Annotated in this window: 7 protein-coding genes and 2 pseudogenes; 5 read left to right on the top strand and 4 right to left on the bottom strand. The window is 75.1% G+C overall.

What is annotated here, in order from left to right:
- Positions 1 to 6: 6 nt before the first annotated feature.
- The 4 genes from MCBG_RS28350 (at position 7) to MCBG_RS28335 (ending at position 5,130) form a co-directional block, all read left to right on the top strand.
- Complete coding sequence (locus tag MCBG_RS28350) at positions 7 to 1,701, top strand: sensor histidine kinase (RefSeq protein WP_043329391.1); 1,695 nt, start codon at positions 7 to 9, stop codon at positions 1,699 to 1,701.
- A 7-nt stretch (positions 1,702 to 1,708) separates the two neighbouring features.
- A complete protein-coding gene (locus MCBG_RS28345) occupies positions 1,709 to 2,377 on the top strand; it encodes a response regulator transcription factor (RefSeq protein ID WP_013287678.1) in 669 nt (222 codons plus the stop codon).
- Between the two features lie 196 nt (positions 2,378 to 2,573).
- Complete coding sequence (locus MCBG_RS28340; RefSeq protein WP_043329389.1) at positions 2,574 to 3,386, top strand: SAM-dependent methyltransferase; 813 nt, start codon at positions 2,574 to 2,576, stop codon at positions 3,384 to 3,386.
- 76 nt (positions 3,387 to 3,462) lie between these two features.
- Complete coding sequence (locus MCBG_RS28335; protein ID WP_205797365.1) at positions 3,463 to 5,130, top strand: putative bifunctional diguanylate cyclase/phosphodiesterase; 1,668 nt, start codon at positions 3,463 to 3,465, stop codon at positions 5,128 to 5,130.
- Between the two features lie 48 nt (positions 5,131 to 5,178).
- Here MCBG_RS28335 and MCBG_RS32120 read toward each other — a convergent pair.
- The 4 genes and pseudogenes from MCBG_RS32120 to MCBG_RS28320 form a co-directional block, all read right to left on the bottom strand.
- Positions 5,179 to 6,302 (bottom strand): annotated as a pseudogene (locus tag MCBG_RS32120) (glycosyltransferase family 4 protein).
- Positions 6,299 to 7,559: pseudogene (locus tag MCBG_RS28330) on the bottom strand (M48 family metallopeptidase). The pseudogenes MCBG_RS32120 and MCBG_RS28330 overlap by 4 nt, the downstream one beginning before the upstream one ends.
- Positions 7,560 to 8,102: 543 nt before the next feature.
- On the bottom strand, positions 8,103 to 8,330 hold the full coding sequence (locus tag MCBG_RS28325) for a hypothetical protein (protein ID WP_043329386.1): 228 nt from the start codon (positions 8,328 to 8,330) through the stop codon (positions 8,103 to 8,105).
- A gap of 208 nt (positions 8,331 to 8,538) precedes the next feature.
- Complete coding sequence (locus tag MCBG_RS28320; RefSeq protein WP_043329384.1) at positions 8,539 to 9,939, bottom strand: NYN domain-containing protein; 1,401 nt, start codon at positions 9,937 to 9,939, stop codon at positions 8,539 to 8,541.
- Positions 9,940 to 10,066: 127 nt separating this feature from the next.
- On the opposite strand from MCBG_RS28320, the gene MCBG_RS28315 reads away from it, so the two are divergent.
- On the top strand, positions 10,067 to 11,824 hold the full coding sequence (locus tag MCBG_RS28315; protein WP_043329382.1) for a DEDD exonuclease domain-containing protein: 1,758 nt from the start codon (positions 10,067 to 10,069) through the stop codon (positions 11,822 to 11,824).
- Positions 11,825 to 11,914 lie beyond the last annotated feature (90 nt).

The raw sequence follows: 11,914 nt of genomic DNA, 5'->3' as shown, positions 1-11,914 counted from the left end.
CGTCACGTGCCCGCCTCCACATCCGGCCAGCCGCAGACGCAGCCCCTCGCGGTCGCGGCCCGCGCGGTCCTCCTCGCGCTGGTCGCCGCCCTGACCCTGTTCGCCACCCGCGACGCCGCCCAGCTCTGGTGGATCGCCCTGCTGGGCGTCGCGGGGCTGCCCGCCGTGCTCGCCCCACAGCACCGGCTGCTCACCCCGATCAGCAGGTTCGCCGAGGTGGTGGTGCTCGGGCTGGCCGCCAGCCAGGTCGCCGCCGACACTCACCTCACCGGTGTCACCGGGGGCGTTGGCGCCTCGGCGGTGCTGCCGTACCTCGCGGTGCCGGTCACCGTGACCGCGCTGAGCCGCCGGTTCCGCGAGGGCGCCGCGCTGCTCGCGGTGGCGGCGGCGACGCTCGTGGCGAGCGCCGCGTTCACCCGGGTCGACGGCGGCGCGCAGCTCGGTCAGGTCGGCTACCTGGCGGTCTGCGCCCAGTGGCTGATCCTGGCCGGTCTCGGCCTCTACACCGCCGGCACGCTCCAGCGCGTGATGCGGGTCCGCGGCGAGGGCAAACCCCAGCCGTACGCCGAGGCGACCCGGCTGCTCACCCAGCTGCGTACGGTCGCCCGCCAGCTGCCCGGCGCCACGCTCGACCCGGGCGGCATCTCCGAGCACCTGCTGGAGGAGCTGCGGGTGGTGGCGAAGACCGACCGGGGCGCGGTGCTCTCCGCCAGCGGCGGCGGCCGGCTGGTGGTGCTGGCCCAGATCGGCGCGGACCGGGTCGACTGGGAGACCACGCTCGACGCCGACTCGGCCATCGCCGACGCCTGGGCCAGCCAGCAGCCGACCGTCTCGTCCCGGTCGCAGGCCCGGTCCCGGCACTCCGGCGAGGTCTCCGCGCTGATCGTGCCGCTGGTGGCGGGCGTACGCACGGTCGGCCTGGTGGTGATCGAGGCGGACACCGCCGCCGCGTACCCGCCGCCGGTGGTGTCCCGGGTGACGGCGCTGACCGGCCCGGCGGCGCTGCGGCTGGAGGCGGCGCTGCTCTTCGACGAGGTGCGCTCGCTGGCGACCAACGAGGAGCGGCAGCGGCTGGCCCGGGAGATCCACGACGGGGTCGCCCAGGAACTGGTCATGGTCGGGTACGGCATCGACAACGCCCTGGCCACCGTGCACGAGGACGCCGACGAGACCGCCGACTCGCTGCGCACGCTGCGCCAGGAGGTGACCCGGGTGATCACCGAGCTGCGGCTGAGCCTGTTCGAGCTGCGCAGCGAGGTGGACCGGCACGGTGGCCTGGCCGCCGCCATCGCCGAGTACGCCCGCACCGTCGGCGCCTCCGGCGGCCTGCGGGTGCACCTGTCACTCGACGAGTCCACCGCCCGGCTGCCGGCCGCCACGGAGGCCGAGTTGCTGCGCATCGCGCAGGAGGCGGTGACGAACGCCCGTAAGCACGCCGGCGCGTCGAATCTGTGGGTCACGTGCGAGGTGGATCCCCCGTACACCCGAATCGAAGTGTCGGATGACGGTCACGGCATCGGTGACCAGCGCCCGGACGGGCACTATGGCCTTGCGATCATGGCCGAGAGGGCGGAACGTATCCGAGGCCGGTTGGAGATCAGGCCACGTCGACCCAGTGGGACGACAGTGGCCGTGGTGCTCGGCTCGTCGCCCCGGCGCGATAAGGTGCGCGGCAGCGCCGCAGCAGCAGAAGGGGAGTAACCCGAGGATGACCAGCAGTCCGACACCGGCCACCCGTACCAAGGTTCTCCTAGTCGACGACCACGACCTCATCCGTAAGGGTCTTCGTCACGCGTTCGAGCGTGACCGCCAGTTCGAGGTCGTGGGCGAGGCCGCCACCGCCGCGGAGGGCGTGCGCCAGGCCGGCGCGCTCCAGCCCGACGTGGTGATCATGGACCTTCGCCTGCCCGACGGCAGCGGCCTGGAGGCCACCCGCGCCCTGCGCAAGTCCAGCGCGTCGATGGGCATCGTCGTGCTGACCATGTACGCCGGCGACGACCAGCTCTTCGGCGCCCTGGAAGCCGGCGCGAGCGCGTTCGTGCCGAAGACCGCGCCGGCCGACGAGGTGGTCGCCGCCGCCCGGCACGCCGCCTCCTCCCCCAGCGCGTTCACCGCCGCCGACCTGGCCGAGGCGATGAAGCGCCGGCTGGCCCCGTCCGGCCCGCAGCTGTCCCCCCGTGAGGGCCAGGTGCTGCGGCTGCTCGCCGACGGCATGAGCGTGGCGGGCATCGCCAAGCAGCTGTTCGTCAGCGAGTCGACCGCCAAGACCCACATCTCCAAGCTCTACGAGAAGCTGGGCGCCGCCAACCGGGCCCAGGCGCTGATGACCGCGCTGCGGCTGGGCCTGCTCGAGGCACCGGACGCGCCCAAGTTCTGAGGCACACCGCCGGAAGAGGCCCCGTCCACCGCGGACGCGGGCCTCTCCGGCGTCGTGGGTGCGGCTGACCGCGTACGGTGAACGGCCGGACGCATAGCGACGACGGTCTTTGCACCACGACGGCGGAGGGGCAGAATACCCGGGTGATCCGCGCGGCGGTGACCACCGCGCGCCGTCGACACCCGAGGGGCAGGACATGCAGCGGCCGGACTGGGCACCCGAGACGATCGACATCGAACGCCCCAGCGTCGCCCGCATGTACGACTACTACCTCGGCGGCTCGCACAACTTCGCCGCCGATCGGGCGGCCGCCCGCGCGATGGTGGAGGCGGTGCCGGAGGCGCCACTGATGGCCCAGGCCAACCGCGCGTTCCTGCGCCGGGCCGTGCAGTACCTCGCCCAGGCCGGCGTCCGCCAGTTCCTCGACATCGGCTCCGGCATCCCCACCGTCGGCAACGTGCACGAGATCGCCCAGCGGATCGACGGGCAGTCGCGCGTCGTCTACGTCGACGTGGACCCGGTGGCGGTGGCGCACAGCCAGGAGATCCTGGCCGGCAACGAGCACGCCACCGTGCTCCAGGAGGACCTGCGCCGCCCGGAGGCGATCCTGACCCATCCGGAGGTCACCCGGCTGCTGGACTTCAGCCGTCCGGTCGCGGTGATGATCGTGGCGGTGCTGCACTTCATCCCGGACAGCGACCGCCCCGAGGAGATCCTGCGGACGCTGCGCGGAGCACTGGCGCCCGGCAGCCACCTGGTGCTCTCCCAGGCCAGCGAGGAGGGCCGCGACGGCACCGGCGAGCGGGCCGAGGCGGAGCGGGTCTACCGGCGCACCGACAGCCAGCTCTGGATCCGCAGCCGGGCCGAACTGACCGCGCTGTTCGACGGCTTCGAACTGGTCGACCCGGGTGTGGTGTGGGTGCCGCAGTGGCGGCCGGACTCCCCCGACCAGGCCGAGAACGCCGAGCGGGCCGTGTTCATGGGCGGGGTCGGGCGGCTCGGTGGGTGACGACGCGGCCCGCAGCAGGCCCGGCGTGTTCGCCCGGGCCTGGGCCAAGGCGGTGTCCGGCACCAGCTACCTGCCGATGACCCAGTCGCAGCTGGAGGAGATGCTGCAACGGCTCACCGAACGGCTGGCCCAGGCGCTGCGTGCCGAGCCGTTCGACCTGCGGATCGGCCAGCAGGTCGGCGCGGAGCTGGTGCAGGCGCACATCGCCTCCGCCGAAGGGCTGGGCCGCACCGTCGAGGTGATCCAGCTGCGCCTGGTCCGCGACCTCGACCTGGTCGTCGACGATGTCGAGGACCGGATGGCCCGGCTGCTCGCCACCGTCGCCACCGGGTACGCCCGCGCGCTGCGCGACCGCACGCTCGACGAGCAGGAGTCCATCCGCCGGGCCGCCATGATGGCCCGTGCGCAGGCGGAACGGGCGCTGCGCGACAGCGAGGCCCGGTTCCGGCACCAGGCCACCCACGACCCGCTCACCGGCCTGCCCAACCGCACGCTGTTCACCGAGCGGCTGGCCGCCGCGATCAACCGGGGCGCCGACCGGGTCGGCGTCTGCTTCCTGGACCTGGACCGGTTCAAGGTCGTCAACGACTCCCTCGGCCACCAGGTCGGCGACTCGTTGCTGGTCGCGGTGGCGCAGCGGCTGCACGAGGCGCTCGGCGAGCATCTGGTGGCCCGGCTCGGCGGCGACGAGTTCGTGATCCTGATCGAGCGCACGACCGGCACCGACGACGCGGTGCAGGTCGCCGAGGCGGCGCTGGCCGCGGTACGCGAGCCGGCGCTGGTCGACGGCCACGAGCTGACCGTCTCGGCGAGCATCGGCATCGTGGAGCGCCCGGTCGCGGGCACCTCCCCGATGGAGCTGATGCGCGCGGCCGACAGCACGCTGCACTGGGCCAAGGCCGCGGGCGGGGCCCGCTGGTCGCTGTTCGACGCCGACCGCAACCGCCGCGACCTGGCCCGGTACGCGCTGTCCGCGGCCATCCCCGCCGCCCTGGACCGGGGCGAGTTCTACCTCGACTACCAGCCGCTGACGTCCCTGCGCGACGGGCGGGTCCTCGGCATGGAGGCGCTGGTCCGCTGGCGCCACCCCGAACTGGGCGTGCTGCGGCCGGACAGCTTCATCCCGCTGGCCGAGGAGACCGGGCTGATCGTCCCGCTCGGCAGCTGGGTGCTGGCCGAGGCGTGCCGCGAGGCGGGCACCTGGTCGGCGGTCGACGGCGACGCGCCGTTCGTCAGCGTCAACCTCGCCGTACGCCAGTTGCACCGGGCCGACCTGGTGCCCGAGGTACGCGGCGTGCTCGGCCGCACCGGCCTGCCGCCGCGCCGGCTGCAACTGGAGATCACCGAGAGCACCATGATGAGCACCGTGGTCGAGCCGGTGCGGGCGCTGCGGGTGCTCGGTGACCTGGGGGTCCGGGTCGCCATCGACGACTTCGGCACCGGCTACTGCAACCTCGCGTACCTGCGGGACCTGCCGGTCGACGAGCTGAAGGTGGCCGGTGAGTTCGTCACCGGCCTGCGCGCGCCGGACAGCGGCACCGACGAGCGGATCCTCGCCTCGCTCGTGTCGCTGGCGCACGCGCTGGACCTGACCGTCACCGCCGAGGGCGTGGAGACGGCCGACCAGGCGGACCGGCTGCGCGCGATCGGCTGCGACGCCGGGCAGGGCTGGCACTTCGGCCGCCCCGGCCCGGCGGCACCGCACCTGGGCCGGGTGCCCGTGCACGTCGAAGCCGTCTCCTGAGGCGGCTCGCCGTCGTGCCGGAGCCGCTTGCGGGTTCGGGGGCGGTGGTCAGCCGGCCAGCAGCGCGGCCATCCGCTGCGCCTGCGTCTTCCAGCGCCACTCCCGTTCCACCCAGGCCCGGCGGCGGCGCCGAAACTGCCGGCCAGGTCCCGGTCGGCGAGCAGCGTGGCCACCCGGTCGGCGAGCTGGGCCACGTCCCGGCCGCCGACCACGTACCCGGTCTCGCCGTCGCGGACCGCGTCCGGCGCGCCCCCGGAGTCGCCGGCCACCACCGGCAGCCCGGTGGCGCCCGCCTCCAGGTAGACGATCCCGAGGCCCTCCACGTCCAGGCCCCGGTTACGGGTGCGGCAGGGCATCGCGTACACGTCACCGGCCGCGTAGTGGGCGGGCAGGTCGGCCGACGGCACCGAACCGGTGAACACCACGTCGCGTTCCAGCCCGCTCTGCCGGGCCAGCTTCTCCAGCGTCGAGCGGTACGGTCCGCCGCCGACCACCAGCAGCGCGGCGCCGGGCACCCGGCGGCGGATCTCCGGCAGCGCGCGGATCAGCATGTCCTGGCCCTTGCGGGGCACCAGCCGCGACACGCACACCACCACCGGCCGGTCGGCCAGCCCGAGCCGTTCGCGGACCTTCGTGCCGTCGACGTCCGGGTGGTAGGTGTCCACGTCCACGCCGGGCGCGAGCCGTCGCAGCTCGGTCAGCCCGTCCAGCACGCGCGCCAGCCGCGTCCGGGTGTACTCGCCGAGGTAGGTGGTCACCTCCACGCCCCGGCCGATGCGGCGCAGGGCAGAGCGGGCGCCGGGCAGCGCCGCCCATCCCACCTCGTGCCCGTGGGTCAACGCCACCGCCCGGCGGATCCCGGACCGCCGCCGCAGGCCCGCCGCGAGCAGCCCCAGCGGGGCCGCCGCGCCGAACCAGACCGTGTCGCAGTCGTACGCGCGGGCCAGCCGCGCCGCCCGCCGCGCGATCAGCGGCGTGGGCAGCAGCACCCGGGTACGTTCCCGCACCACCTCGAACGGCTGGTCGGCGTCGAACTTCTCCGCCCCGCGCCAGCTCGACGCGTAGACCACCACCGAGCCGGGCTGCTGTCGCACCGCGAGGTTGTGCACGAAGGACTGGATGCCACCGGGGCGCGGCGGGAAGTCGTTGGTGATCAGCAAGGTGCGGCTCATCGGCCGGACTCCCTGGCATAGGCGCGGGCGGCGGCCATCCGCTCCACGGTGGACGGGTGGGTCGCCGACCAGAGGTGCTCCCAGCGCGGCGGGTCGGGGTCGGCCAGGTTCACCCCGGCCAGCCGGCGCTGCATCGCCTCGAACGTCGCCGGGTCGCCGGTGAGCGCCAGCGCGTGGGCGTCGGCGCGGGCCTCGATCCGGCGGGAGACCAGCGCCTGCACCGGCGTGGTGAGCAGGCCGGCGACCGTGACCAGCGCGATCAGCAACGGGAACGCCCGCGGCTGGGCGATCGAGTCGACGCCGGCGAGCCGCAGCAGCGGCGTCCAGGAGCCGATCAGGTAGAGCGCCACCACCGCGGCGGCGGCGCCGAGCGCGCCGAGCAGCGTGCCGGTCCACACGTCCCGGTCCTTGGCGTGCCCCAGCTCGTGGGCGACCACGCTCGTCACCTCGGCCGGCTCCGCCTCGCGCAGCAGCGTGTCGTAGACCACCACCCGCCGCGTCGGCCCGAGCCCGGAGACGTACGCGTTCACCGCCCGGGTGCGCCGCGACGCGTCGGCGACGAGCACGTCGCGCACCGGTACGCCGTCCCGGGCCGCCATCGCGGTCAGCTCGCTGCGCAGCGGGCCCGGCTCCATCGGCGTGAACCGGTTGAACACCGGCTCGACGAGCACCGGCAGCACGAACGACAGCACCACCACCAGCGCCGCCGCGCCGGCCGCGCCGAACGCCCACCACCAGCGCGGGGCCAGGCGGACCACGGTGTAGAAGCCGAGCAGCACCAGCGCGCCGATCACGGCGCTGACCGCGTACGACTTGAGCAGGTCGACCGCCCAGCCGCCCCAGCTCTGGGTGCTCAGCCCGTAGCGGACCAGCACGGTGCGCCGCCAGGCCGCGAACGGCAGGGTGAGCAGGTCGGCGAGGAACATGACGGCCAGCCCGCCGAGCACCGCCTGCGCGATCCAGTGCCCGCCGAAGGGCCGGCCCGCCAGTTCGACCAGGCGCCCCGCCCAGCGGGGTCAGGCCGAGCAGCAACGCCACCACCAGCCCGACCGCCAGCGCCGACCAGGCCGCCGGGCGCAGCGCGCCGTGAAACGCGCGGCCCCGGGTCACCTGTTCGGCCGGAAGGTCACGCAGCGCCGCGAGCTGGTCGGCTCGCGGCGCGGGCGGCCGGCTCCACGGCACCAGAAGCGCCACCGCCACGAGCAGCGCCACCGCCAGGCCGGCCAGGGTCAGCAGGGCCCACGCGCGCGGGGTCACCGCTCCACCCCGCCGTCGTGCCCGGTCCGCGTCATCCCGCCCCCTCCCGCCGTGACCGCTCATCCTATTGCCCGGCCGCGCAAGCGAGACCGCCGTGCCCGCCCCGCAGCCCCGCCCGCCCCGCCCCCGCCTGCCCCGGCCCCGCCCGCGCCCGGCCCCGCCCCGCCCGCGCGCGGCCCCAGCCCGCCCGCGCGCCGATCTTGGAGTTATGGCGGCTGGCAAACGTGGCTACTCGGACATCCTGGGCACCACAACTCCAAGATCGATGGCCCTTGCCGGGGCAGGGACGAAAAGGAGCGTCAGATGTGGCTGGAATCCAGACTCGGGAGACCGAGGAGCAGCACATGCCAGGGTGGGCCGATGCGGCAGACGGCGGCACGGGCCCGATCGGCAAGCAGTGGCCGGGGTGATCCCGACGGCCGCCCTGAGCACCCCGGGGGCAGCCCTCCTTTAGTGGCAGGCGGAAGCCGGCGGGCGGCGGGCGGCGGGCGGCGGGCGGCGAGCGGCGGGCGGCGAGCGGCGAGCGGCGAGCGGCGAGCGGCGTCAGGCGACCCGGCGGCGACGGCCGGGGCGGCGGGGCATCGGCGCCAGCGCCTCCGCGGGCGCGGGGGGTGGTAGCACCTCGACCTCGAACCCGGCCCGCGCGAACACCTCGATCGCCCGGTGCTCGGCCGGGCCCAGGTCGGCCGGGTCGGAGTCGAGCAGTGCGGTCACCAGGCAGCCGGAGCAGCCGGCGCCACGGTTGCCGCAGGTGTCGCAGTCGATCAGCATCAACGCCTCCTGACGGGTCGCCGGTGGCGCTCGGGGAAGGGACCACCACCGTCGGTCACCAGAACGCTAACGCCCCGGTACGACAGAACCGGACAACGAGGCAGCACCCGCCGCGAACCAGAACCAGTACGCCGAAGTGGCGCGATCAGCACGCGCCCGACCCCACCACTCCCCCGATCTGGAGTCGATCAAGGGGGAGAGAGAAGGCTCAGGAGCGGGCCAGGCGCCGCAGCAGCGAGTCGGCGCCCAGCGGGTACGCGCCGTGCCGGCGTACCCCGTCGGCGACCTCGCGGTCGGAGGAGACCACGACCACCGGCCGCCCGGCCGGCTCGGCGCGGACCAGCCGGCGGATCAGCTCGTCCGCGGTCTCGCCCTTACGGGAGAACAGCACCCGCACGCCGCGCGGCGCCGGGGGCAGGCCGTGGATCCGCTCGGCGCCGTCGAAGACGACTGTGACCTCGTCCCCGGTCTGCGCGGCGATCCCGCCCAGCCCGGTGATCAGCCGTTTGCGCTGCTGCTCCAGCGACATCTCGCCGAAGCCCCGCTTCGTCACGTTGTAACCGTCCACCACCAGGTGTGCCCGGGGCAGCGCGAGCAACTGGTCGAGGCGGGCCGGGTCGTCGGTGTCGCGGGCCCGCGTCGACGGGCCGGCCTGCGCGGCGCCCGGCTGCTCGGCGAACGCGTCGGCGACGAAGTCGGCCGGGAGCTTGTCCACCGGGTCGAGCGCCAGCTCGCGGCGCAGCCCGACCGCGGCCTGGCCGATCGTCTCCAGCAGCAGCCACAGCCGGGCGTCGTCGACCGACCGGGCCTCCTTGGCGCTGGCCCGGGCCACGCCGGCGGCGGCCTCCGCCTCGGCCAGCCGGGCCCGGGCGCGGCGCAGCTCGGCGTCCGCGTCGGCCGCCCGGCGGGCCGCCCGGCCCCGCTCGGTGGCGAGCAGTTCGGTGGCCTTGCGCTCGCGGGCCTGGGTCTCCCGCAGGGTACGGGCGAGCTGGCGCGCCTCCTCGCGGAGCTGACCCAGCTCCTCGCGGACCCGGGCCAGCTCGTCGCGCAGCTTCTCCGCCTCCACCCGGGCCACCGCCCGGTCGTGCTCGGCGCGGGCGGCCCGCTGCTCGGCCTCGCGGACCAGTTCGGCCACCACAGCGCTGTCGGCCTCGGCGCGTACCGCCTCGCCGCTGGCCTCGATCAGTTCCCGCCAGCCCCGGGGCCGGGCCAGGTAGGCCAGCGCGGCCACCTCGACCGGGTCGGCGGCGGCCGGCGCGGTGCCCTCCACCACCGCCGCGCCGAGGTCGCCGGCGTCGGCGAGCACCCGGGCGGTGACCCGCTGCCGGAACAGCGGGTCGGCGGTGAGCTGGGCGGCGATCGCGGGCGCGCCGAGCCGGGCGCGGCGGTTCGGGGCGAACTTGGCGACCCGCCGCAACGGCACCGGCACCTCGTCGGCGGGCAGGCCGGGCAGCACGGCCGCGGTGAGCGTCACGATCCGCTGCCGGACCGGTTCGGGCAGGGTGGGCTCGGGCTCGACCGGGGTCGGCGCGTCCTCACCGGCGCCGGGCACGCCGAGGACCGGCTCCTCCGCGGAGGAGTGGTCGTCGTGCGGCTCGGTGAGGGGCATGAGGCAAGTCTCCCACCCCGAACGGGCCCACCGCCCGGTGAGTGAGCCGATCTCTCATCGTACCCCCGTGGTATCTCCTGGGGCCGCAGTGACGCAAGTGTCGGACCGTGCCGCTAGCGTCCCGCGGGTGACACGAGCGGAGTACGTCCAGGAGTCGCTGGCCGGCCTGGACACTGCGGCGGGCAGCGGCGTGGACCCGGCGCTGCCGCTCTACGCGACCACCTTCGTGGTGGTCGACCTGGAGACCACGGGCGGCGCGCCCGACGGCGGCGGGATCACCGAGATCGGCGCGGTGAAGGTGCGCGGCGGCGAGGAGCTGGGCGTGCTCGCCACGCTGGTCAACCCGGGCGTGCCGATCCCGCCGTTCATCACCGTGCTCACCGGCATCACGCAGGCCATGCTGCTGCCCGCCCCGCCGATCGAGCAGGTGCTGCCGAGCTTCCTGGAGTTCGTCGGCGACGCCGTGCTGGTCGCCCACAACGCGCCGTACGACGTGGGGTTCCTCAAGGCGGCCTGCGCGAAGCACGGCTACCGCTGGCCCAACCCGCGGGTGCTGGACACGGCCGCGCTGGCCCGGCGGGTGCTGACCCGCGACGAGGTGCCCAACCGCAAGCTGGGCACGCTCGCCGCCTACTTCCGCACCGCGACCCAGCCCACCCACCGGGCGCTGGACGACGCCAAGGCCACCGTCGACGTGCTGCACGGGCTGATCGGCCGGCTCGGCGGGCACCGCGTCGACACGGTCGGCGAGGCGATCGAGTTCGCCCGCGCGGTCACACCCACCCAGCGCCGCAAGCGGCACCTCGCCGACGGGCTGCCGAAGGTACCGGGCGTCTACATCTTCCGGGCCGCCGACGACCGGCCGCTCTACGTCGGCACGTCCGGCGACATCGCCACCCGGGTGCGCAGCTACTTCACCGCCGCGGAGAAGCGGGCCCGGATCTCCGAGATGCTCGCCGCCGCCGAGCGGGTGGAGGCGGTGGAGTGCGCCCACTCGCTGGAGGCGGAGGTCCGCGAGCTGCGGCTGATCGCGGCGCACGCGCCGCCGTACAACCGCAGGTCGAAGTATCCGGAGCGCCAGGTGTGGCTGAAGCTCACCGACGAGGCGTACCCCCGGTTGTCGATCGTGCGCGACATCGCGCCCACCGACACGGCCTACCTGGGGCCGTTCCGGTCCCGGCAGGCGGCGGAGCTGGCCGCCGCCGGCTTCCACGACGCGGTGCCGCTGCGGCAGTGCACGCACCGGCTGTCCCGGCGCACCACCATGCCGGCCTGCGCGCTGGCCGAGCTGGGTCGCTGCCCGGCGCCCTGCGAGCACCGGATCACCCCCGAGGAGTACGACGACCGGGCGGCGACGCCGTTCCGCACCGCCACCAGCGACGATCCCGGCGTGGTGGTGGACGCGCTGCTCGCCCGCATCGAGGTGCTGTCGGCCGCCCAGCGCTACGAGGAGGCGGCTGTGGTGCGCGGGCGGCTGGTCGCGGTGCTGCGCGCGGCGGTCCGGATGCAGCGGCTGGCCGCGCTGACCGGCATCGCCGAGCTGGCCGCCGCCCGGCCGGCGGCCCGGGGCGGCTGGGAGCTGGCGCTGGTGCGGCACGGGCGACTGGCGGGGGCCGGGGTGTCCCCGCCGGGTGTCCATCCGCGACCGACGATCGACGCGATCCGGGCCACCGCCGAGACGGTGCTGCCCGGGCACGGGCCGGTGCCGGCCGCGACCGCCGAGGAGACCGAACGGATCCTGTCCTGGTTGGAGCGACCGGAGACCCGCCTGGTCGAGGCGAGCGCCGGATGGGCCTCGCCGGTGGCCGGCGCGGGGCGTTTCCGCGACCTCCTGACGAAGGCGGAGAGCGGCGGAACCCACAAAGTCTCGACCGAACGCTCATGACCAACTGACCGATCGGACTACCTCGACTCCCTTAGTCTGTTAAAGGAGTGCAGACCTGCCCGATTCGCGGGCTCTGCTCCCGGTCGCCGG

It is taken from the genome of Micromonospora sp. M42 (genome assembly GCF_000568915.1).
GTDB classification, from domain to species: Bacteria; Actinomycetota; Actinomycetes; order Mycobacteriales; family Micromonosporaceae; genus Micromonospora; species Micromonospora chalcea.
The sequence above is the reverse complement of the archived record's forward strand: the minus strand, read 5'-3'. Positions and strand labels throughout refer to the sequence as shown.